The sequence below is a fragment of the Pseudomonas sp. GW823-FHT05G12 genome, from assembly GCF_058795575.1.
Genome location: NZ_CM179501.1, coordinates 5,459,336 through 5,481,344, shown reverse-complemented (window position 1 = coordinate 5,481,344; position 22,009 = coordinate 5,459,336). Strand labels below are relative to the sequence as shown.

Sequence of the window (22,009 nt, the reverse complement as noted above, 5' to 3'; positions counted from 1 at the left end):
GCCCGCGAAGAGTCCAGCACCTATCTCAAGGCCTGCGCTCGAAGTTCTTGGCCGCTGCTGCCGCCAGGTCCGGCGGCAGGAAGTCCTTGTCCGGGTTGTAGTCAGGTTTCAGGTAGCGCTTCAGGTCCTGCAGGTCTTGCGGGCTCAGGGTGCCGGCTGCCTGCTTCAGGCTCAGGTTGTCGAGGATGTAGTCGTAACGGCTATTGTTGTAGTCGCGCACCGAGGTGTACAGCTGGCGCTGGGCATCAAGCACGTCGACGATGTTGCGGGTACCGACCTGGTAGCCGATTTCGGTGGCTTCCAGCGCGCTCTGGTTGGAAATGATCGACTGCTTGCGCGCCTGTACCTGTTCCACATCGGTGTTCACTGCGCGGTGCAGGTTGCGGGTGTTTTCCACGACCTGGCGGCGCAGGCTTTCACGCTGTTGCTCGCTCTGGCTCAGGCGCTGGTAAGCCTCGCGTACCTGCGAGCTGGTCAGGCCGCCACTGTAGATCGGTATGTTCAGTTGCAGGCCAACGCTGGTCTGCTCGACGTCGCCGCCGTAGCGCACGTTTTGCTGCGGCGCCGGGTTGGTGAAGCCAAGGCTGTCGTTGTCACCCTTCTGGTACTTGGCCACGGCGTCCAGTGTCGGTGCATGCCCGGCCTTGCGCTGACGCAGGGTCTCTTCTGCGGCAGAAACCGCGTAGTTGGTGGCCAGCAGGTTGAGGTTCTGGCGCCCGGCGGTTTCGACCCAGGCTTTGGCATCGTTGGGCGTTGGCACTTGTACCGGCAGGCTATGCACCACGCCCTGGATAGAGGTGTACTCACGGTTGGTCAGGGTTACCAGGGCCTCGAAGGCATCCTGCACCTGGCGTTCGGCGATGATCCGGTTGGCCCGTGCAGTGTCATAACTGGCTTGGGATTGCAGCACGTCGGTCTTGTCCGAAAGGCCCACGTCGAAACGCTCGTTGGACTGGTCCAACTGGCGCTTGAAGGCGGCTTCTTCTGCCTTGGTGGCGGCCAGGTTGTCCTGGGCGCGGAGGACGGCGAAGTAGTTTTGCGCGGTTTGCAGGATCAGGTTTTGCTCGGTCGCCGACAGCTCCAGGGCTGCCTGTTCGTTGACTGCTTCGGCGGCTTGCAACTGGAACCAGCGATCAGCGCGGAAGATCGGCTGAGCCAGGGTCGCGCTCCAGGCGTTGCCGCTGCGATTGGACGTGATGGATGGCTCGTCCAGCTTGGTGCGGGTGTTCATCATCTCGGCACCGGCCGACAGGTTTGGCAGCAACCCGGCGCGGGCCTGCGGCACCACTTCGCGGCGCGCCCCGTAATCGGCGCGGGCTGCAGCCAGGTCGGCGTTGTTGTCCACTGCTTCCTGGTAGACGCTGACCAGATCGGTTTTGACTGTCGAGGGCACGTCCGCTGCCCAGACCACTCCGTTGGACGCACAAGACACGGCTATCGCCAGTGAGAGTTTGCGCAGCATAGAGGCAATCCTTGTACGAAATTTAATTACTGAACTGTTGAGTATCGAGCGATGGGCCAGTGTAGTGCCATGCGCACCCGGCAACAATCGCTCGGTGTGCCTTTCATCATCCGCGCATTTACCTGCTTGGCTTTGCTGACCACTCCAGTCTAGACTGCGCATGTTCTTGTCGGGGTGCCTTGAAGCAAAGGCTGAGATCGCAGAGGTGCGGATCCCGTTGAACCTGATCAGGTTAGCGCCTGCGTAGGGAACAAGATTGCTCGCCTTCCCGGGGAGCCTCTTGTGCCAGGTCCGGGATTGTCACAGCTGCATACAGCTTCAGGCACCCCCATGTCCGGCACTGCACCCAAAGAGGGTGCGTCCGCGCGTTTCAGGTTCACCCCGACATTCCACTGCTAGGAAGCCGTCAGGAGAGCCTGTGATGACCAAACAAGAAAAAGCGATCAACCTCAGCGAATCGGCACAAGTCGATCAGCAGTCCGTGCAACCCTTCCCGCGTTCGCGCAAGGTGTATGTCGAAGGCTCGCGCCCGGACATCCGTGTCCCCATGCGTGAAATCAGCCTGGATGACACCCCGACCGATTTCGGCGGCGAGTCCAACGCCCCGGTGCTGGTGTATGACACGTCTGGCCCGTACACCGACCCCGACGTGATCATCGACGTGCGCAAAGGCCTGGCCGATGTGCGTTCGGCGTGGATCGAAGCCCGCGGTGACACCGAGCGCCTGGAAGGCCTGAGCTCCGACTTCGGCCAGCAGCGCCTGAACGATGCAGAGCTGGCCAAGCTGCGTTTCGCCCATGTGCGCAACCCGCGTCGTGCCAAGGCCGGCGCCAACGTCTCGCAGATGCACTATGCCCGTCAGGGCATCATCACCGCCGAAATGGAATACGTGGCCATCCGCGAAAACATGAAGCTGCAGGAGGCCCGCGCCGCCGGCCTGCTGAATGAGCAACATGCCGGCCACAGCTTCGGTGCCAACATCCCGAAAGAAATCACCCCTGAATTCGTTCGCCAGGAAATCGCCCGTGGCCGCGCGATCATTCCGGCCAACATCAACCACCCGGAAGTAGAGCCGATGATCATCGGTCGCAACTTCCTGGTGAAGATCAACGGTAACATCGGCAACAGCGCCCTGGGTTCCTCGATCGAGGAAGAGGTGGCCAAGCTGACCTGGGGCATCCGCTGGGGCTCGGACACGGTCATGGACCTGTCCACCGGCAAGCACATCCACGAAACCCGCGAGTGGATCATTCGCAACTCGCCGGTGCCGATCGGTACCGTGCCGATCTACCAGGCCCTGGAAAAGGTCAACGGCGTGGCAGAGGACCTGACCTGGGAACTGTTCCGCGACACCCTGATCGAGCAGGCCGAACAGGGCGTGGACTACTTCACCATTCACGCCGGTGTGCTGCTGCGCTATGTGCCCCTGACCGCCAAGCGGGTCACCGGCATCGTCAGCCGCGGTGGCTCGATCATGGCCAAGTGGTGCCTGGCGCACCACAAGGAAAACTTCCTGTACACCCACTTCGACGAAATCTGCGAAATCATGAAGGCCTACGACGTCAGCTTCTCGCTGGGCGACGGCCTGCGCCCTGGCTCGATTGCCGACGCCAACGACGCCGCGCAATTCGGTGAGCTGGAAACCCTCGGCGAGCTGACCAAGATTGCCTGGAAGCACGACGTGCAATGCATGATCGAAGGCCCCGGCCACGTGCCGATGCAATTGATCAAAGAGAACATGGACAAGCAGCTGGAGTGCTGCGACGAGGCGCCGTTCTACACCCTCGGCCCACTGACTACCGACATCGCGCCGGGTTACGACCACATCACCTCGGGCATTGGTGCGGCGATGATCGGCTGGTTCGGTTGCGCCATGCTCTGCTACGTCACGCCGAAGGAGCACCTGGGCCTGCCGAACAAGGACGACGTCAAGACCGGCATCATCACCTACAAGATCGCCGCGCATGCCGCCGACCTTGCCAAGGGCCACCCGGGTGCACAGATTCGCGACAACGCCTTGTCCAAGGCGCGTTTCGAGTTCCGTTGGGAAGACCAGTTCAACCTGGGCCTCGACCCGGACACCGCCCGTGCTTTCCACGACGAGACCCTGCCGAAGGAATCGGCCAAGGTCGCGCACTTCTGCTCGATGTGCGGGCCGAAGTTCTGCTCGATGAAGATCACCCAGGAAGTGCGTGAGTACGCTGCCAAGATCGAGGCCGTGGATGTGACGGTCGAGCAAGGCATGCGTGAGCAGGCCGAGCGGTTCCGCCAGGAAGGCAGCCAGCTGTACCACAAAGTCTAAACCGCAGCACCTTACCCTGTGGGAGCGGGCTTGCCCGCGAAGCAAGCATTGCGGTGCATGGCACCGGCTTTGCCGGTGTTCGCGGGCAAGCCCGCTCCCACAGGGTGGTGTATGCCACTTAACATCACTCCTGCGGACATGACCATGACATCACCCAGCCAGTTCTCTCCCGACCATCCAATCCCCATCCAGCAGCGCATCTTCGGTGCTCGCGACCTGTTTTCACTGTGGTTTTCCCTCGGCATCGGCCTGATGGTGCTGCAGGTCGGCGCTATGCTGGCACCAGGCCTGGGCCTTGCTGGCGCGGTGCTGGCCATCGCCCTGGGCACCGGTGTCGGTGTGCTGTTGCTGGGTGCGGCGGGGGTTATCGGCAGCGACACCGGGCTGTCCGCCATGGGCACCCTGAAACTCAGCCTGGGCAGCCATGGCGCGCGCTTGCCGGCGCTGCTCAACTTGCTGCAACTGGTGGGTTGGGGCGCTTTCGAGATCATCGTCATGCGCGATGCTGCCAGCTTGCTGGGTGCGCGAGCGTTCGGTGAGGACAGTGCCTGGAACAGCCCCATGCTCTGGACGCTGTGCTTCGGTGCCCTGGCCACCCTGCTGGCTGTCAGCGGGCCACTGGCCTTCGTGCGCAAGGTGCTGCGCGCCTGGGGCATCTGGTTGTTGCTGGGCGCCTGTCTGTGGCTGACCTGGAACCTGTTCGCCAAGGCCGACCTGGCGGAGCTGTGGAACCGTGCCGGGGATGGTTCGATGTCGCTGGCGGTTGGCTTCGATATCGTCATCGCCATGCCGCTGTCCTGGCTGCCGCTGATCGCGGACTACTCGCGCTTTGCCCGCAATGGCAGGCATGTGTTCGGCGGTACGGTAGTGGGCTACTTCATCGGCAACACCTGGCTGATGAGCCTGGGCGTGGCGTACACGCTGGCGTTCGCCGCCAGTGGCGAAGTCAATGCCTTGCTGCTGGCCCTGGCGGGCGCCGGCATGGGGATTCCGCTGCTGCTTATTCTGCTGGACGAGTCGGAAAAGGCCTTCGCCGACATCCACTCGGCGGCGGTTTCCACCGGTGTGCTGCTACCGCTGAAGGTCGAGCACCTGGCGTTGGCCATCGGCGTTTTGTGCACCCTGATCGCCCTGTTGGCGCCACTGGCACAGTACGAAAACTTCCTGTTGCTGATCGGCTCGGTGTTCGCACCGCTGTTCGGTGTGGTGCTGATGGACCACTACGTGGTCCGTCGACGCCGTCTGCCAGCGCAGGTCAATGGCTTGCACTGGCAGGCGTTGGTGGCCTGGTTTGCCGGGGCGGTGGCCTATCACCTGATTGCCGCCAAGGCGCCGGAACTGGGCGCTACCCTGCCCGCATTGCTGCTGGCAGGTGTGCTGCATGGGCTGCTAAGCCTCAGCCGCGGCCGGGAAACAGTTCAGGCTTGAGTACGCCATTCAGGCGCGGGTAGGGGATCTTCAGTTCCACGTGGCCCATGGAATAGGGCGCGATGGCATAGACCTCGTACTTGACCACTACCGCGCCGTACGTCAGGGCGACGTGCGGCGATTTCTTGAACGGCCAGGTCTTGACGAACTCGGCATCCTTGTCCATTCCCACACTCATCAGCCAGGCACGGTGCGATTCTTCGACGGTTTTCCAGAAGGTGTCTTCCTGGCCGGGCACCAGCATGTCCTGCAGGGTCAGCACCTTGTCCAGCTTGCGTGAATAGTTGATGAAGCCGCGCCCGGGCATGCCGTGGGCGCCACCGCTGTCCAGGTAGCTGGACAACTCGATGATCACCAGCCCGTCATGCTGCTCGCGTACCTTGGCTTGCAAGTAGCTGCTGTTACGTTTGTCGGCACTGGCCAGATATTGCTGTTCGTAGGCCTGCAGGGTGGCTGGTGCGGTGCCATGCTGATTGTCTTCGGTCAGTTGCAGCAGGCGTTTTTCGACGATGCCGTCGAGCTTGGGCAGGGCCGGGAAGTGGATCATGTCGATGTTCACCAGCGGGCAGTCGCTCTCGCTGCAGCCGGGTTTGACATGCTCCCAGGCGTCGCGCTTGACCTCGAGCGGGGCCCGGTAGTTGGGCGTGAACAGGCTCTGGCAGGCGCCCAGAGCGAGTGCCAGCACGGCCACGGAAGTCAGTTTGACAAGTGTCATGATGATCCTTGCAGAACAGGGAAAAGTCGGCCTTTGACCGTCTGCGCGGCCTTCAGTTCGCCACTAAGCTAACAGAGTGAAGGGCTGCTGTCCCAAGTGCGCCAGCGGTTGCTGGAAAGGGGTGAAACCAACAGGCGTGCGGAGTAGGATGGCGCGAAGCAGTATTCGAGGTAATGAGGATTTCCATGTCAGACGCGTTGAACGCTGTGCCCAAGGGCTTCGAAATCATCGAGCGGGCCAATTGCTTCCAGGGCTTTTACAAGCTCGACAAGTTACGCCTGCGCCACGAGCTATTTGCCGGGGGCATGGGGCGCGAGATCAGTCGCGAACTGTTTGTGCGCCACGATGCGGTATGCGTGCTGCCGTACGACCCTGCGCGCGATGAAGTGGTGCTGATCGAACAGTTTCGCGTGGGCGCACTGGACAAGGTCGCCAACCCCTGGCTGATCGAGATGGTTGCCGGGCTGATCGACAAAGACGAGCAGCCCGAGGAAGTCGCCCATCGCGAGGCTGAAGAAGAAGCCGGCCTGACCTTCAGCGCCCTGTGGCCGATGACCCGCTACTTCCCGTCGCCTGGCGGCAGTGACGAATACGTTCACCTGTTCCTCGGCCGTTGCAGCAGCGAGGGCGCGGGAGGGCTGCATGGCCTGGAGGAAGAGGGCGAAGACATTCGCGTACGCGTGTGGGCGTTCGAGGATGCCCTGCAGGCGGTGCGCGACGGGCGCATCTGCAATGCGGCCACCATCATTGGCCTGCAATGGCTGGCGCTGAACCGTGACGAAGTAAGAGGTATGTGGAAGTGAACCTGCTGCGCGAGCGCTATCGAGTCGACCTGGTCGGGCTGCAGGCAGCCTGCGAGGCCAACTATGCCCGGCTGATGCGCTTGTTGCCCGACATGCGCACCACCCAGAGCTCGCGCCGCATCGGCATGACCCAGGGTGACCAGATGCTTGGCGTGCTGGTGCTCGACGTGGTGCTGGCCTGCCCGTATACCACCACCCTGCATGTGCGCCAGGAACACAGCCTGCCGTGGTTGCCAGTGCCACACCTGGAAGTGCAGGTGTATCACGATGCGCGCATGGCCGAAGTGGTCAGCGCCGAACACACCCGGCGCCTGCGCAGCATCTACCCGTATCCGAACGACGCCATGCACCAGCCGGACGAAAAGGCCCAGCTCAACCTGTTCCTGGGTGAATGGCTCAGCCACTGCCTGGCCTGCGGCCACGAACTGGCAAGTGTTCGCTGAATTGTGACGTGAGTCGGTTGCGGGTGTTTGCTCGTCACCGTCGCACAGCCATAATTCCCGCTGAATCCATTCGAGGAGATGGCCGTTGTCGCCGCCAGACCAATCCCGCCCCGTGCATGTGGTGCAACTGACCGATGCCCACCTGTTCGCCGACCCGGCTGGCAGCATGCTGGGCCTCAAGACCCGAGACAGCCTGCGCCACGTGGTGGCCCAGGTACGGCGCGAGCAGCCGCTTGTCGACTTGCTGCTGTGCACGGGCGACCTGTCCCAGGATGCCAGCGTGGCATCCTATGAAGCGTTTCGTGAGCTGACCGCACCGTTTGCCGTACCCACTCGCTGGCTGCCGGGCAACCATGACGAGGCTCAGGTGATGGCGCAGGTGGCGCCGGAACTGGTGCAGGCGGTGACCGATATCGGCGCGTGGCGGGTGGTCATGCTCAACACCGCCGTGCAGGGTGCTACCCACGGGTTTTTGCAAGATGACCAGCTGGCCGTACTGGAAGCCGCCTTGAAAGAGGCCGGCGAGCGGCATTGCCTGGTGTGCTTCCACCATCAGCCAGTGGATATCGGCTGCGCCTGGATCGCGCCGATCGGCTTGCGCAATGCCCAGGCGCTGTTCGATATCGTTGAAGGATATCCACAGGTACGGGCTTTGTTATGGGGGCATGTGCATCAGGAATGGGATGAGGTCCGAGAGGGGCGGCGCCTGCTGGCCACGCCGTCGACCTGCATTCAGTTCGCGGCGCGCAGCGAAGACTTCCAGGTGAGCGAAGAGCATCCGGGGTACCGCTGGTTGCGCCTGCATGCCGACGGGCGGCTGGAGACCGGGGTGGAGCGGGCGCTGGATTTCGAGGTGCAGCTCGACTTCGACAGCCCAGGGTATTGAGCAGGCCACGTCAGCCTGCCGGAAATGTATTGCGAAATCCGTGGCACTGCGTCAAAACCCGGCGAACGCGCTACACTGCGCGTCCCTGCGCCCGCATTATCAGGCGCGAAGCCACAGATTCCGGGGGCAGCATGTCGGGTTCCATCCTCTATATCCATGGCTTCAACAGCTCGCCGCTTTCGACCAAGGCGCGTCAGCTGGAGGCAGTCATGCAGCAGCTCGGCCTGGCCGACCAGTTGCGAGTGCCGGCCCTGCACCACCACCCACGGCAAGCCATGGTCCAGCTCGAAGCGGCCATCGCCGAACTGGGGGCGCCACTGCTGGTGGGCAGTTCGCTCGGCGGCTACTATGCCACCCACCTGGCCGAGCGCCATGGCCTCAAGGCCCTGCTGGTCAACCCGGCGGTAACCCCGCACAAGCATTTCGACGGTTACCTGGGCACCCAGCGCAATCATTACAGCGGTGAAACCTGGGAGCTGACCCACGATCACGTGCAGGCCCTGGCCGAGCTGGAAGTCGCGGCCCCGGCCGATGCCGACCGCTATCAAGTGTGGCTGCAGACCGCCGATGAAACCCTGGACTATCGACACGCCGAGCGCTATTACCGTGCTTGTGCCCTGCGTATCCAGGCCGGTGGCGACCACAGCTTCCAGGGCTTCGCCGAGCGCCTGCCGGCACTGCTGGCGTTCGCAGGCATTGCCCGTGGGCAGTATGCGGCGCTCGATTTTTCTGTATTTTGACTTTTTTGCATTCACCAGACTGACGACGAGACCCTATGGCCAATCCCAGCGCTAGCGCCTATAACGCAGACGCCATCGAAGTCCTCTCGGGCCTTGATCCGGTCCGCAAGCGGCCGGGCATGTACACCGATACCAGCCGCCCCAACCACCTGGCCCAGGAAGTCATCGACAACAGTGTCGACGAAGCACTGGCCGGCCACGCGCGTTCGGTGCAGGTCATCCTGCATGCCGACCATTCGCTGGAAGTCAGCGACGACGGCCGCGGCATGCCGGTGGACATCCATCCGGAAGAGGGCGTGTCCGGGGTCGAGCTGATCCTCACAAAGCTGCACGCCGGCGGCAAGTTCTCCAACAAGAACTATCAGTTTTCCGGCGGCCTGCACGGGGTGGGTATCTCGGTGGTCAACGCCCTGTCGACGCAGGTGCGCGTGCGCGTCAAACGTGACGGTAACGAATACCAGATGACCTTTGCCGATGGCTTCAAGGCCAGCGAGCTGGAAGTGGTCGGCTCGGTCGGCAAGCGCAACACCGGCACCAGTGTGTACTTCAGCCCCGACCCGAAGTACTTCGACTCGCCCAAGTTCTCCATCAGCCGCCTCAAGCACGTGCTCAAGGCCAAGGCGGTACTGTGCCCGGGGCTGCTGGTCAGCTTCGAGGACAAGGCCAGCGGCGAAAAGGTGGAATGGCACTACGAGGATGGCCTGCGCTCCTACCTGGTCGACTCGGTCAACGAATTCCAGCGCCTGCCCGACGAGCCGTTCTGTGGCAGCCTGGCGGGTAACAAGGAAGCGGTTGACTGGGCTTTGCTGTGGCTGCCCGAAGGCGGTGACAGCATTCAGGAAAGCTACGTCAACCTGATCCCCACCGCCCAGGGCGGCACCCACGTCAACGGCCTGCGCCAGGGCCTGCTGGATGCCATGCGTGAGTTCTGCGAGTTCCGCAACTTGCTGCCGCGCGGGGTAAAGCTGGCGCCGGAAGACGTTTGGGAGCGCATCACCTTCGTACTGTCGATGAAGATGCAGGACCCGCAGTTCTCCGGGCAGACCAAAGAGCGCCTGTCATCACGCGAGGCGGCCGCGTTCGTCTCCGGTGTGGTCAAGGATGCTTTCAGCCTGTGGCTCAACGCCCACCCCGAGCTGGGCATGCAACTGGCAGAACTGGCCATCAGCAACGCCGGGCGCCGCCTCAAGGCCAGCAAGAAGGTCGAGCGCAAGCGCATCACCCAGGGCCCGGCATTGCCCGGCAAGCTGGCCGATTGTGCAGGCCAGGACCCGATGCGTGCCGAGTTGTTCCTCGTCGAGGGTGACTCGGCCGGTGGTTCGGCCAAGCAGGCGCGGGACAAGGAATTCCAGGCTATCCTGCCGCTGCGCGGCAAGATCCTCAACACCTGGGAAGTGGACGGGGGCGAAGTCCTGGCCAGCCAGGAAGTGCACAACATTGCCGTGGCCATTGGCGTCGATCCGGGTGCAACCGACCTTGCACAGCTGCGCTATGGCAAGATCTGCATCCTCGCCGACGCTGACTCCGATGGTCTGCACATCGCCACATTGCTGTGTGCGCTGTTCGTTCAACACTTCCGGACACTGGTCGAGGCTGGGCATGTTTACGTGGCCATGCCGCCCCTGTACCGCATCGACCTGGGCAAGGAAATCTACTACGCCCTCGACGAAGCCGAGCGTGACGGCATCCTCGACCGCCTGGTGGCCGAGAAGAAGCGCGGCAAGCCGCAGGTAACACGCTTCAAGGGCCTGGGCGAGATGAACCCGCCGCAGTTGCGCGAAACCACCATGGACCCGAACACCCGGCGCCTGGTGCAGCTGACCCTGGACGACGTAGAGGCCACCTGCGAGCTGATGGACAAGCTGCTGGCCAAAAAGCGCGCCGGTGACCGCAAGAGTTGGCTGGAAACCAAGGGCAACCTGGCCGAGGTCATGGTTTGATTCGGCAAGTACTTGCCGTTTGCCTGGCGCTGGTTGCCCTGCCTTGTCTGGCGGGCAACTGGCCAGAGCTGAAGATGACAGCCGAGCACCCGATCGACGGTATGCGCGGTGGCAACCTGTCGGGGCTGGTAGAATGCCGGGGTGGGTTGTGGGGCGTGTCCGATCGTGACGACGACCGTATCTACCGCTTCGATCAGCAGAACCCGACCTGGCGCGCGCAGCCGCTTACCTTCACCCCGCCGGCTGTCCCGGAAAGCGGCCTGCCATGGGGGTTGAAGTCGCGCAACTGGGCGGCATCGTACATTCGCGGTGGCGAGCTGGATTTCGAAGGTATCACCTGTGATCAGGCGGGTAACCTCTATCTGGTCAGCGAGGCGCATGCCGCGGTGCTGCAATTGCCGCTGGAAGGCGAGCCGGACTGGTTGAGGATCGACTCGGCCATGGTGCGCCAGGCCCGGGCAAGCGGCATGCTGCTGAACTTCAATGCCCTGTTCGAAGGCCTGGCGATCAACCCGGCGGGTGACCGCCTGTGGCTGGCTGCCGAGCGTGAGCGCCGTGGCCTGCTGGCTATCGAGCGCCAGCAGTCGGTCTGGACCTGCGGGCGTGGTTGCGTGCTGCTGAGCGAGGCGGGGGTCGAAATGCAACCCGCGCAGATGCCCAATGCCAGGGCCCTGTCGCGCGACTTCGCTGACCTGGCCTGGTTCGAGGGCAAGCTGTTTACCCTCGAACGTAACGCTTACCGGGTGTGCCGACGTGATGTCGACAGTGGCAAGGTCGAGCGTTGCTGGTCGTTCGCTGCTGATGCGCTGGTCGAGTCACGGCGCTACGCGCAGCCGTTTGGCCTGGCCGAAGCACTGGTGATCGATGCCAAGGGCGCCTGGATTGGCCTGGACAACAACAACGGCGCCCGTGCCGATGGTGAAACCCGGCCGCTCGTCTGGCGCTTCGACGCACCGGAAGGCGGCTGGAGCGCCAAACCATGAGCCAGGCGCCGGGCAAGCGCGCGGGCAAGTTACTGATGATCGTCGCCTGGGCGGCGGCGCTGTTTCTTGCCACGCGCTTTTTCGGCCAGTGGGAAGACAGCCAGCGTAACCCCAACCGCCAGGTGCAATCCGAGCATGGTCAAGGCTTTATCGAAGTTCGCCTGCTGAGTAATGGCCAGGGCCACTTCGTGGTGGATGGTGCCATCAACGGCCAGGTGGTGCATTTCATGCTCGACACCGGCGCCACCGACGTGGCGATCCCGGAGGCGTTGGCTCATGAACTGAGCCTGGAGCGCGGTAGCCCGGTGCTACTGAGCACCGCCAACGGCCGCACCGAAGGCTACCGCACGCGCCTGACCAGCCTGCAACTGGGCGATATCCGCCTGCAGAACGTACGCGCCATCGTGGTGCCGGGCCTTGATGGGTCCACCGTACTGCTGGGCATGAGTGCCCTGCAACAACTTGAATTTACCCAGCGCGGTGGCACCATGCTGCTGCGCCAGAACCTGAAATAATGACGAGGCCCGCATGAGCGACTCACTGGAACTCAGCCTGGACGGCGTCGAACGCCGCTCGCTGGCTGACTTCACCGAACAGGCCTACCTCAACTACTCCATGTACGTGATCATGGACCGTGCCTTGCCGCATATCGGCGACGGCCTGAAGCCGGTGCAGCGACGCATCGTCTACGCCATGAGCGAGTTGGGGCTCGATGCCGATGCCAAGCACAAGAAGTCGGCACGTACCGTCGGTGACGTGCTCGGCAAGTTCCATCCCCATGGCGATTCGGCCTGCTACGAGGCCATGGTGCTGATGGCGCAGCCGTTCAGCTACCGCTATACCCTGGTCGATGGCCAGGGCAACTGGGGTGCGCCGGATGATCCTAAGTCGTTCGCCGCCATGCGCTACACCGAGGCGCGGCTGTCGCGCTACGCTGAAGTGCTGCTCAGCGAAGTCGGCCAGGGCACCGTGGACTGGGTGCCGAACTTCGATGGCACGTTGCAGGAACCGGCCGTGCTGCCTGCGCGCCTGCCCAACATCCTGCTCAACGGTACCACCGGTATCGCCGTGGGCATGGCCACCGACGTGCCGCCGCACAACCTGCGAGAGGTGGCCAGTGCCTGTGTGCGACTGCTCGATGAGCCCAAGGCAACCATCGAGCAGTTGTGCGAGCACATCCAGGGGCCGGATTACCCGACCGAGGCAGAGATCGTCACGCCGCGGGCTGAAATTCTCAAGATGTACGAAAGCGGCCGCGGCTCGATCCGCATGCGCGCCGTGTACCGCGTCGAGGATGGCGACATCGTCGTCACTGCGCTGCCGCACCAGGTCTCCGGGGCCAAAGTGCTGGAGCAGATTGCCGCGCAGATGCAGGCCAAGAAGCTGCCGATGGTCGCCGACCTGCGCGACGAGTCGGACCACGAGAACCCGTGCCGTATCGTCATCATCCCGCGTTCCAACCGCGTCGATGTCGACGAGCTGATGCAGCACCTGTTCGCTACCACCGACCTGGAAAGCACCTACCGGGTCAACGTGAATATCATCGGCCTGGACGGCCGGCCGCAGTTGAAAAACCTGCGAACCCTATTGGTGGAGTGGCTGGAATTCCGCACCAATACCGTTCGTCGCCGCCTGCAGCATCGTCTGGATAAGGTCGAGAAGCGTCTGCACCTGTTGGACGGTTTGCTCACTGCATTCCTCAACCTGGATGAAGTGATCCACATCATCCGTACCGAGGAATACCCCAAGCAGGCCCTGATCGAACGTTTCGAGCTGACCGAGATACAGGCCGACTACATCCTCGAGACCCGCCTGCGGCAGTTGGCGCGCCTGGAAGAGATGAAGATCCGCGGTGAGCAGGATGAGTTGCTGAAGGAGCAAGCCAAGCTGCAGGCCTTGCTGGGGAGCGAGGCCAAACTGCGCAAGCTGGTGCGCAGCGAGCTGATCAAGGATGCCGAAACCTATGGCGATGATCGTCGTTCGCCGATCGTAGCGCGTGCCGAAGCCAAGGCACTGTCGGAAAACGAGCTGATGCCGACCGAGCCCGTCACCGTGGTGCTGTCGGAGAAGGGCTGGGTGCGCTGCGCCAAGGGCCACGATATCGACGCCACTGGCCTTTCCTACAAGGCCGGCGACGGCTTCAAGGCTGCTGCGGCCGGGCGTTCCAACCAGTTTGCCGTGCTTATCGATTCCACCGGTCGCAGCTACTCGCTGGCCGCCCACAGCCTGCCATCGGCGCGTGGCCAGGGCGAGCCGCTGACTGGCCGTCTGACGCCGCCACCGGGGGCGACTTTCGAATGTGTGTTGTTGCCTGACGACGATGCGCTGTACGTGGTGGCTTCGGATGCCGGTTACGGCTTCGTGGTCAAGGGTGAAGACCTGCAGGCCAAGAACAAGGCCGGCAAAGGCCTGCTCAGCTTGCCCAACGGGGCCAAGGTCATGACCCCGCGCCCGGTGGCCGATCGCGAGCAGGACTGGTTGGCGGCAGTGACCACCGAAGGCCGCCTGCTGGTGTTCAAGGTCAGCGACTTGCCACAGCTGGGTAAAGGCAAGGGCAACAAGATCATTGGCGTGCCGGGTGACCGGGTGGCCAGCCGTGAAGAATTTGTTACCGATCTGGCCGTGATTCCCGAAGGCGCGACCCTTGTATTGCAGGCCGGCAAGCGTACCCTGTCTTTGAAGGCGGACGACCTGGAGCACTACAAGGGCGAGCGCGGTCGGCGCGGCAGCAAGCTGCCACGCGGGTTCCAGCGTGTCGATGGGTTGCAGGTGGAAGTGCCGACATAACCGGTTGTAATGTCTGGAACGGCAATTTCAACGCCGTTTCGGGCAGAAATGCTGGAGTCGGACGGTTATTTCGCGGATGATATGCCCCTTGCGGTGCCGGCGTGGCCGTGTGCCCGTTTGAATCTACATGTATCACTGCGGTGTGCCTTGTGGCAGCCGCCTGGATGGGATGATGAAATTTCTGCGCCTTCCATTTGCGCTGTTGATGACTGGCCTGCTGGGCCTTGGCGGGTGCACCATGCATCAGCCGGTTGCCCTGTATCAGCTCGACAGTGGTGATCCTGGCCAGCCGTCGCAGAGTGCGGGCATGGCCGTGGTACTCGGCCCGGTATCGGTGGCCGATTACCTTCAGCGTGAGACATTCCTGCAGCGTCAACCTGATGGCAGCCTGAGCGCGGCGACCGACGGTCGTTGGGCTGGCAGCCTTTCATCGGATATCGACCAGCTGCTGGTGCGTCAACTGGCCTGGCGCCTGGACAGCCAACGCGTAGTACTGGCCCCGGCGACCGCAGGCTTCAGCCCGGACGTACAAGTGCTGTTGTCGATCACACGCCTGGATTCTGGCAAGAACCAGCCGGCCATCCTGGATGCCCAGTGGCGTCTGCTTGACCGCCGTGGCCATGTGCGTGACAACCGTATCATCCACCTCGAGCAGCAGCACGAGGGCAGTGAGTCGTCGCAGGTGCAGGCTCAGGGCCAACTGCTGCAGAAGCTGGCCGAACAGCTGAGCACGGCGGTGAAGCCGCTGGCCAACCAGCCGGCGATTGCCGAAGAGGCACCGAAAAAGCCCGCTGCACCGACGCAGGTGAAGAAGGGGCCGGAGAAGCCCAAAATCCCGATGGCCTCGCCGATTCGCACCGATATGGAAGTTTATCGGTTCTGATCAAACGGCCAGATACGACAAAGCCCGCATTCGCTGCGGGCTTTTTTGTATCTGCCGGTCTTCGTAGGAGCGGGTTTACCCGCGAAAGGGCCGGCCCTGCTGGCCAATTACCCCCGCCGTTCACCGTTGCCGCCGCTACCGTATTCGCGGGTAAACCCGCTCCTACGCAGATTGGTGGTGGACACACATCGGGGGTTGGACACAGGCCGCCGTGTAGGAGCGGGTTTACCCGCGAAGAGGCCGGGCCTGCTGGCCAATTTCTACCCGCCGTTCACCGTTGCCGCCGCCACCGTATTCGCGGGTAAACCCGCTCCTACCGGGGGTTTGCGCTATTGGCTGGATCTTGATGTCGCGTCTACCTGTCAGGCGCGGTGCTCATGCATGCGGGCCAGTTGCCGTTCCAGCATTGACGGGTAGGGCTCCATCAGTCGCTCCACACAGCAGGCGCCTTCGGGGCTGGCGATCGGGCGAATACGTGCACGCTGGCGGATCAGGGCGTCATCGTTGATCTGCCGCTCCACCAGCAACAGGTTGCGGCTGTGCTGCGACAACGCCAGGGCATCCTGGACCTTCTCGGCCATCAGCAGGTCAACCAGTTCCAGCCCATGCAGGTCGTTGCCCAAGACCAGGCCTAGCTGCAGTTGCAGGGTAATGCCGCTGTCAGCTACCTCGATCTGCAGGGCGTGGCCCAGGGCGCGCAACAGTTCGCCACAGCAAATGGCGTTGGTCAGGTAATCCTCGCCACACTCGCGGCTGTGGAACAGCACCAGGGTGCTGCCGTCGTTCAGCGTGTGCGTTTCGCCGTCGTAGAGCGAGGCCGCGTGCTCCAGGCAATCACGGTAGCGCTCGGTCAGCTCGGCCAGGCGTGTGCGTGGCAGGCGACGCAGTTGCTCCTGCGAGCCCAGTTGCACGGCAAGCACGGCGCTGTACTGCGGCTCGTCGGACTCGACCTCTGCGGCGGCTTTGGGGGCAGTGTCGTCGTCCAGCAGGCCGGCGAAGGCTTCGTCGTCATCCTCGTCTTCCAGGGCAACCTTGGCGCGCGGTGCGGCCTTGGGTGCCGGGGCAACTGCGGGCAGGTCGTCGAACTGCTCGTCGTCTTCTTCCTCGGGCTCCGGCTCCGGGGGCGGAGGCGGGGCCAGGCGTGCATGCAGCTGGCGGGCGATGTCGCCAATCTCGTCCTGGCGGTCGGTGGCCGGGGTATAGGGCTGCGGGTCGCGCAGCCATACCCGCAGTTGCAGCAGTGGCAGGGTGATGAAACGACCCTGACGCAAGCTGAGGGCCAAGGCCAGGGTAAGCAGGATGGCGGCCAGAATGCCCATGCTCTGCAGGCTGATCAGCATCGGCTGCTGGAACTGGCTCATGTCCAGACTTATGCGCAGCTGCCCGGCCGTCACGTCCTGGAACGTGATTTTGGTCTGGTACAGGCCTTCGGCCTCGCCCAGCAGGCTGTTGCGCGGGCGCTGGCCTGCTTCGGCGAGGATGCGGTTATCCACGCTGTAGATTGCCGCATGGGCCACCAGCGGGTTTTTAACCAGGTTGCCCAGTAGCACGTTGAGGCTGAGGATGTCGTTGGACACCAGCAGCTCGGTGGCCGATGTTGCAGTCTGGGTGGTCAGGCTCTGGCCCAAGGCATCGGCCTGCTCATGCATGGCCTGCTTGAACTGCAGGCCCATCACGCAGGCGTAGATCACCAGCGCCAGCGCCACCAGGAAAATGTTGGTGCAGGCGATGCGCAGTGCCAGCGGCACGCGACGTTGACTCAGGGCGCGATAGATCATCAGGAAGAAATTGTCTGGTTTGACTGGCGTGGGCCGGTTCACAGAGCTCGGCTCTTAATGGCATGAAAGTGGGGGGAGTATAGCGAGCCGGGTTTTGTCGGCAAAGTATCGTTGGCGCCCGATGGTCATGGAAAATCGGTAGAATGCGCATTTTTCATCGAAGTCGGAGCCAGGTTGTGCGCGAAATCGTCCTGATCAACATCACCGGTGAGGACCGTCCCGGTCTCACTGCGGCTATCACCGGCGTCCTGCTACAGGGCGGTGTGAGTATCCTCGACATCGGCCTGGCGGTCATGCACGGCACCTTGTCGTTTGGCATCCTGGTCGACATACCGGACAACGAAGTGGCTACCGCGCTGTTGCAAAGCGTGCAGGCCAAAGCCCACGAACTGAACCTGCAGGCCCGTTACACGCCGATTTCCGAGGCGGACTACCAGCATTGGGCCGATGGGCATGGCGAAGCGCGACACATCGTTACCCTGCTCAGCCGCAAGATCACACCCGAGCAGCTGCAGCGGGTGAGTGCGGTGATCAGCCAGTACGGCCTGACCATCGAGCGTATCGAGCGCCTGTCGGCCCGGGTGGCACTGGATGCCGAAATCGACAAGGGCAAGGCAGCCGTCGAGATCTCCGTGCGCGGCGTGCCGAGCGATGCCCAGGCCCTGCGTGCCGACTTCTTTGCCCTGGCTGAAGAGCTGAGCGTCGACATCGCCTTCCAGAAGGACGATCTGTTCCGCCGCAACCGCCGCCTGGCGGTGTTCGACATGGACTCCACGCTGATCGAGGCCGAAGTCATCGACGAACTGGCCAAGGCGGCGGGTGTGGGGGAGCAGGTGGCGGCGATCACCGAGCGCGCCATGCGCGGTGAACTGGACTTCCGCGCCAGCTTCAAAGAGCGCATGGCACTGCTCAAGGGCCTGGATGTGGGGGTGCTGGACGAGATCGGGGCATCGCTGCGCCTGACCGAGGGTGCCGAGAACCTGTTTGCCGAGCTCAAGCGCCTGGGATACAAGACCGCGATTCTGTCCGGTGGCTTTACCTACTTCGCCCGTCAGGTGCAGGCGCGCCTGGGTATCGACTATGTGTTCGCCAACGAACTTGAAGTGGTCGATGGCAAGGTGACGGGCGTGGCTGTTGAGCCGATTGTCGATGCCCAGCGCAAGGCCGATTTGTTGAAGAAGCTGGCCAGTGACGAAGGCTTGCAACTGGAGCAGACCATCGCCGTGGGCGATGGCGCCAATGACCTGCCGATGCTGTCGCTGGCCGGGTTGGGCGTGGCGTTTCGTGCCAAGCCGCTGGTGCGCCAGTCGGCCAAGCAGGCGATTTCCACCTTGGGGCTGGACGGGGTGCTGTACCTGCTGGGCCTGCGTGACCGCGACGCCCGCGGCTGATCCGTGAATCCGGGGCCGCAAGGCGGCCCAACGAAAAAGGCCCTGCATATGCAGGGCCTTTTCATATGGCTCGAATCAAGCCTGCGCAGGCGCCGCCAGCTGCTGCCCCATGCGAACTGCAGAGCCCGCACCCAGGCTCTCAGCCCACTTCACCTGCTCCGGCCCGAACAGCACGATGGCGGTCGAACCCAGCTTGAAGCGGCCTAGTTCGGCACCTTTCTCCAGGTGGATCGGCGTGCGGCTGGCTTCGTCGTAACGGAAAGTCTTCAGCTCACGTTTGGGCGGTGTGACCAGCCCGGCCCATACCGTTTCGATCGAGGCGACGATCATCGCGCCGACCAGTACCACAGCCATTGGCCCACGTTCTGTATCGAACAGGCAGACCACGCGCTCGTTGCGAGCGAACAGCTCGGGAACATTCTCTGCGGTGGTCTGGTTGACCGAGAACAGGCGGCCCGGCACATAGACCATTTCGCGCAGGGTGCCGGCCAGCGGCATGTGCACGCGGTGGTAGTCCTTGGGCGACAGGTAGATGGTGGCAAACTCACCGCCCATGAACGGCGCGGCCATGGCCGGATCACCGCCCAGCAGCTCTTGCGCGCTGAAACCGTGGCCTTTGGCCTGGAAGATACGGCCGTGCTCGATCGGGCCGAGCTGGCTGACCGCGCCGTCGGCCGGGCACAGGATGGCGCCCGGGGTTTCGTCCAGCGGACGGGCACCAGGTTTCAGGGCGCGGGTGAAGAACGCATTGAAGTGCTCGTAAGCGCTCAGGTCTTCGACCAGAGCCTCGCTCATGTTGACCTGGTAGCGCTTGGCGAACCATGCGGTGAAGGCGTTCTTGAACCAGCGCACGCGGCACTCGGCGATGCAGCCGGCCAGCCGCGACAGCAGGTGGTGCGGCAGCAGGTACTGGCTGATGATGAACAGACGGGATTTCATGCAGGTTCCTTAGACTTCTACAGGCGTGTCCGGGTGGTTGCCCCATTCGCTCCACGAGCCGGCGTAGGCCTTGACGCGTGGGTAGCCGAGGGCCTTGGCCACCAGGTAAGTGAAACCGGAGCGGCGGTGGGTCTGGCAGTGGGTGATCACCTCCTTGTCAGGGGTGATGCCCAGTTGCTCGAGGACTTGTTTGATGTCCTGGCGAATGCGCAGGTGGTCATTGAGGTCCATGCCGGCGGTCCACTCGAAGTTGATCGCGCCGGGGATGTGGCCGCCTTTGGCTGCCAGCACTTTTTCGCCGCTGAATTCCTGCGGGCCGCGTGCGTCCCAGATGACCAGGTCATCGGCGCCCAGGCGGCTTTGCAGGTACTCGCGGGTGGCAGTGGGTGCGCTGTCTATGTGCAGGTGCACCGGGGCGTTGCCAATGGCAGGCACTTCGGTGGACAGTTTGTCTGCCGGCCAGGCCTGGATACCGCCATTGAGGTAGTGGTAGCGCTTGTGGCCGATGACATCGAGCAGCCAGATGAAGCGCCCGGCCCAGCCGCCGCCTTCATCGTCGTACACCACATACACGGCATCGGCGCGGTGGCCGAGTTCGCTGAACAGTTTTTCGAGCTCGCCCAGGGCTGGCAGCAGGCCGGGCGCCGGGGGCTGGCCGAGCTGGGTGCGCTTGCCTTCGACAAAGCGCGCGCCGGGGATATGCCCGCTGACATAGCGGTTGGCGCTGCTCAGGTCGACCAGGATCAGTTGCGGCGAATCCAGGCGTGGCAGCAGGTCTGCAGCTTCGATCACCAGGGGCAGGCCGGAAAAGTCGGTCATCCACGGTCTCCAGTGTGGAAAGAGGGGCGATTGTAGCGCAAGGCTCAACCCTTGCGGTTGGTAAACACCGACAAGGCCCGCTCGATGCATTGCGCGGTCTTGCCGAAGGCTTGCACGCTGATATCGGCCAAAGGCCGGCAGCCCTGGTCGGCCACCAGCAGCATCAGCACCTGGTCGTTCGCAGCCAGCGAGCGAAGCAGTACATGTTCGCTGCGGAACAAGGTGCGCAGCGGGGCGGGCAACAGCGCCGAGAACTGGCTGTGGTTTTCCGGTGTGATGCGCAGCTGCCCGGCCTGACTCAGCAGCTTTTGCAGCAGCTTGTTCTGCGATACCTGCAGGGCCAGGGCACCGGCCTCCTTGGGCAGGCCGGCAATTTGCTGCACGCGCAGGTAGTCGCTGGCCTTGTCCAGGCTAAGCAGCATGATGCGTTGCATGCCGCAGGCCAGCAGGGCTTCTTGGGCCTGGGTGGCCAGGTGCACGGCGTTGGTGAACGGGCTGGGTTGGGCCAGCAGGTGCTGGCACAATGTGCGCCAGCGTGCCAGGTCGTCGCTGCTGGGCGGTGGCGGGGCCAGCATGTCCGGGTGAGGGCGGCGTTGGTGCCACGGCCAGATCAAGGCCTCGGCCGGGTGGAACAGGGCGTGCCGGGCGTGGCGGCGGGCGCTGGCGGCCGCCTGCTGGTGCACCTGCTGCTGCACGTCTTCCAGCGAGGTTTGCAGGTACAGCGCGGTCAGCAGTTGCCAGCGCAGCAGGTGCGGGTTGTCCCAGCCGACCTGTGCCGCCAGGGCCAGGTTGTTGGCCAGCAGTACGGTATTGGCCGGCTGATTGAACCAGCGCCGCAGGCCGGGCTCGGCATCCATGCGGTGTTGCTGGCTGAGCAGGTCTTCGTCGCGGGCGATATTCAGCACCTGGGCCAGTTGCTCGCGCTCTTCCAGCAGCAGGCGATAACCCTGGGTGACCCACTGGGGCAGGCGCCAATACTCGGCCATGGTCTGGCACAGCGCCATGATGCGCACGCCAAACAGTTCTTCCTCGACGTGGGCGGCGTCTTCACCTTTGTGGATAACCCGCAGCTCCCAGGTGTCGAGCAGTTTGGGGTAGGCCAGTGCCAGTGGCCAGAGTGGCGACAGGAACAGCAGGCTGCCCCAGTGAATCTCTTGCCACAGCCGTGCCAGACGGCTGGCGAACAGGCCGCTGGCCTGCTGTGCCGCATGCTGGCTGATCATCTGGAACTGGCACAATACCGGCGGAATTTCCTCCACGGGCAGTGCCGGCAGGCGTTTGAGAAGCTGCTCGCTGCGCTCCAGGCCCAGGCGGTTGAGGGCGACTTCCAGGCTTTCGGCGGGTTCGGCGAGGCTGGCATTGGTGGGGTGATTGGCTTCGCGCATCACTGACAGCACCAGTGCCGGGCTATCCTGCATCAGTTCGGCGATATCGCGCAGCGAGCGGCGGCTATCGTGGATGGCAGCCATGACCCGGTCGTAGCTGTGCTTCGGCACGGGGATGCGAACACTCTCGAGCAGCTTTACCCAGGCCTCTAGCGTACGCGGGGCCTGAGTGGGCACCTTGGTTTCAATTGGCATTTTGACATCAGTCCGAACTGGCTTTTCGCATTGAGTGGCTATAGTCTGGCGCAGTTCTGCCGATAAGTAGAAGAAGAGTTTTAAAGCTCCCGTCTCTTCCCCTGACCACGACAGCAAGTGCTTTGAACCT

At 63.3% G+C, this 22,009-nt stretch carries 18 protein-coding genes and 1 riboswitch; of the genes, 12 read left to right on the top strand and 6 right to left on the bottom strand.

Going from position 1 to position 22,009, the window contains the following annotated elements:
• Nucleotides 1–25: 25 nt before the first annotated feature.
• A complete protein-coding gene (locus AC3RCM_RS25025; protein ID WP_064492577.1) occupies nt 26–1,462 on the bottom strand; it encodes a TolC family outer membrane protein in 1,437 nt (478 codons plus the stop codon).
• 160 nt (nt 1,463–1,622) lie between these two features.
• Nucleotides 1,623–1,729, top strand: a riboswitch (TPP riboswitch).
• A gap of 154 nt (nt 1,730–1,883) precedes the next feature.
• On the opposite strand from AC3RCM_RS25025, the gene thiC reads away from it, so the two are divergent.
• On the top strand, nt 1,884–3,764 hold the full coding sequence (thiC, locus tag AC3RCM_RS25020; RefSeq protein ID WP_003249473.1) for a phosphomethylpyrimidine synthase ThiC: 1,881 nt from the start codon (nt 1,884–1,886) through the stop codon (nt 3,762–3,764).
• A 144-nt stretch (nt 3,765–3,908) separates the two neighbouring features.
• Entirely contained in the window at nt 3,909–5,192 is a 1,284-nt protein-coding gene (gene cytX / locus AC3RCM_RS25015; protein ID WP_409262562.1) for a putative hydroxymethylpyrimidine transporter CytX, read from the top strand.
• On the opposite strand, the gene AC3RCM_RS25010 is transcribed toward cytX, so the two are convergent.
• Entirely contained in the window at nt 5,161–5,907 is a 747-nt protein-coding gene (locus tag AC3RCM_RS25010) for an RsiV family protein (RefSeq protein ID WP_003249476.1), read from the bottom strand. The genes cytX and AC3RCM_RS25010 overlap by 32 nt on opposite strands.
• Before the next feature lie 185 nt (nt 5,908–6,092).
• Here AC3RCM_RS25010 and AC3RCM_RS25005 point away from each other — a divergent pair, with 185 nt between their 5' ends.
• The 9 genes from AC3RCM_RS25005 to AC3RCM_RS24965 all read left to right on the top strand — a co-directional run bounded on the left by AC3RCM_RS25005 (nt 6,093) and on the right by AC3RCM_RS24965 (nt 15,372).
• A complete protein-coding gene (locus tag AC3RCM_RS25005) occupies nt 6,093–6,710 on the top strand; it encodes an NUDIX domain-containing protein (protein ID WP_003249478.1) in 618 nt (205 codons plus the stop codon).
• Nucleotides 6,701–7,153: a DUF1249 domain-containing protein gene (locus tag AC3RCM_RS25000; protein ID WP_003249480.1), complete on the top strand. Its 453-nt coding sequence runs from the start codon at nt 6,701–6,703 to the stop codon at nt 7,151–7,153. The genes AC3RCM_RS25005 and AC3RCM_RS25000 overlap by 10 nt, the downstream gene beginning before the upstream one ends.
• A gap of 85 nt (nt 7,154–7,238) precedes the next feature.
• Nucleotides 7,239–8,039: a 3',5'-cyclic-AMP phosphodiesterase gene (gene cpdA, locus AC3RCM_RS24995; RefSeq protein WP_014859643.1), complete on the top strand. Its 801-nt coding sequence runs from the start codon at nt 7,239–7,241 to the stop codon at nt 8,037–8,039.
• A gap of 131 nt (nt 8,040–8,170) precedes the next feature.
• On the top strand, nt 8,171–8,779 hold the full coding sequence (locus tag AC3RCM_RS24990) for a YqiA/YcfP family alpha/beta fold hydrolase (protein WP_003249484.1): 609 nt from the start codon (nt 8,171–8,173) through the stop codon (nt 8,777–8,779).
• A gap of 35 nt (nt 8,780–8,814) precedes the next feature.
• The gene (parE, locus tag AC3RCM_RS24985) at nt 8,815–10,719 is read left to right on the top strand and encodes a DNA topoisomerase IV subunit B (RefSeq protein ID WP_010955497.1); all 1,905 of its coding nucleotides are present in this window, start codon (nt 8,815–8,817) and stop codon (nt 10,717–10,719) included.
• Nucleotides 10,716–11,702, top strand: coding sequence for an esterase-like activity of phytase family protein (locus AC3RCM_RS24980; protein ID WP_064492576.1), 987 nt, complete (start codon nt 10,716–10,718; stop codon nt 11,700–11,702). Before parE ends, AC3RCM_RS24980 begins: the two co-directional genes overlap by 4 nt.
• Nucleotides 11,699–12,217, top strand: coding sequence for a retropepsin-like aspartic protease family protein (locus AC3RCM_RS24975; protein ID WP_010955495.1), 519 nt, complete (start codon nt 11,699–11,701; stop codon nt 12,215–12,217). Before AC3RCM_RS24980 ends, AC3RCM_RS24975 begins: the two co-directional genes overlap by 4 nt.
• A gap of 13 nt (nt 12,218–12,230) precedes the next feature.
• Nucleotides 12,231–14,489 carry a DNA topoisomerase IV subunit A gene (gene parC / locus AC3RCM_RS24970; protein WP_010955494.1) on the top strand — a complete coding sequence of 753 codons (2,259 nt, stop codon included), beginning with the start codon at nt 12,231–12,233 and terminating at the stop codon, nt 14,487–14,489.
• Between the two features lie 172 nt (nt 14,490–14,661).
• A complete protein-coding gene (locus tag AC3RCM_RS24965) occupies nt 14,662–15,372 on the top strand; it encodes a PqiC family protein (RefSeq protein ID WP_019437569.1) in 711 nt (236 codons plus the stop codon).
• 362 nt (nt 15,373–15,734) lie between these two features.
• On the opposite strand, the gene AC3RCM_RS24960 is transcribed toward AC3RCM_RS24965, so the two are convergent.
• Entirely contained in the window at nt 15,735–17,192 is a 1,458-nt protein-coding gene (locus tag AC3RCM_RS24960; RefSeq protein ID WP_064491489.1) for an AhpA/YtjB family protein, read from the bottom strand.
• Between the two features lie 134 nt (nt 17,193–17,326).
• Between AC3RCM_RS24960 and serB the strand changes: the two genes are divergently transcribed.
• On the top strand, nt 17,327–18,541 hold the full coding sequence (gene serB / locus AC3RCM_RS24955; RefSeq protein ID WP_019437570.1) for a phosphoserine phosphatase SerB: 1,215 nt from the start codon (nt 17,327–17,329) through the stop codon (nt 18,539–18,541).
• Between the two features lie 75 nt (nt 18,542–18,616).
• On the opposite strand, the gene asd is transcribed toward serB, so the two are convergent.
• Genes asd through AC3RCM_RS24940 form a run of 3 tightly spaced genes read right to left on the bottom strand, consistent with a single transcriptional unit; the run spans nt 18,617 to nt 21,879 of the window.
• Entirely contained in the window at nt 18,617–19,480 is an 864-nt protein-coding gene (asd, locus tag AC3RCM_RS24950; RefSeq protein ID WP_010955490.1) for an archaetidylserine decarboxylase, read from the bottom strand.
• 9 nt (nt 19,481–19,489) lie between these two features.
• A complete protein-coding gene (locus tag AC3RCM_RS24945) occupies nt 19,490–20,299 on the bottom strand; it encodes a rhodanese-like domain-containing protein (RefSeq protein ID WP_064491490.1) in 810 nt (269 codons plus the stop codon).
• A gap of 44 nt (nt 20,300–20,343) precedes the next feature.
• Nucleotides 20,344–21,879 carry an HDOD domain-containing protein gene (locus AC3RCM_RS24940; RefSeq protein WP_010955488.1) on the bottom strand — a complete coding sequence of 512 codons (1,536 nt, stop codon included), beginning with the start codon at nt 21,877–21,879 and terminating at the stop codon, nt 20,344–20,346.
• Between the last annotated feature and the right edge of the window lie 130 nt (nt 21,880–22,009).

Excerpts from the sequence above, each read along its gene's own strand:
- AC3RCM_RS25025 (WP_064492577.1), bottom strand. The coding sequence starts at position 1,462 with ATGCTGCGCAAACTCTCACTGGCGATAGCCGTGTCTTGTGCGTCCAAC.
- thiC (WP_003249473.1), top strand. The coding sequence starts at position 1,884 with ATGACCAAACAAGAAAAAGCGATCAACCTCAGCGAATCGGCACAAGTC.
- cytX (WP_409262562.1), top strand. The coding sequence starts at position 3,909 with ATGACATCACCCAGCCAGTTCTCTCCCGACCATCCAATCCCCATCCAG.
- AC3RCM_RS25010 (WP_003249476.1), bottom strand. The coding sequence starts at position 5,907 with ATGACACTTGTCAAACTGACTTCCGTGGCCGTGCTGGCACTCGCTCTG.
- AC3RCM_RS25005 (WP_003249478.1), top strand. The coding sequence starts at position 6,093 with ATGTCAGACGCGTTGAACGCTGTGCCCAAGGGCTTCGAAATCATCGAG.
- AC3RCM_RS24990 (WP_003249484.1), top strand. The coding sequence starts at position 8,171 with ATGTCGGGTTCCATCCTCTATATCCATGGCTTCAACAGCTCGCCGCTT.
- parE (WP_010955497.1), top strand. The coding sequence starts at position 8,815 with ATGGCCAATCCCAGCGCTAGCGCCTATAACGCAGACGCCATCGAAGTC.
- AC3RCM_RS24975 (WP_010955495.1), top strand. The coding sequence starts at position 11,699 with ATGAGCCAGGCGCCGGGCAAGCGCGCGGGCAAGTTACTGATGATCGTC.
- parC (WP_010955494.1), top strand. The coding sequence starts at position 12,231 with ATGAGCGACTCACTGGAACTCAGCCTGGACGGCGTCGAACGCCGCTCG.
- AC3RCM_RS24965 (WP_019437569.1), top strand. The coding sequence starts at position 14,662 with ATGAAATTTCTGCGCCTTCCATTTGCGCTGTTGATGACTGGCCTGCTG.
- asd (WP_010955490.1), bottom strand. The coding sequence starts at position 19,480 with ATGAAATCCCGTCTGTTCATCATCAGCCAGTACCTGCTGCCGCACCAC.
- AC3RCM_RS24945 (WP_064491490.1), bottom strand. The coding sequence starts at position 20,299 with ATGACCGACTTTTCCGGCCTGCCCCTGGTGATCGAAGCTGCAGACCTG.
- AC3RCM_RS24940 (WP_010955488.1), bottom strand. The coding sequence starts at position 21,879 with ATGCCAATTGAAACCAAGGTGCCCACTCAGGCCCCGCGTACGCTAGAG.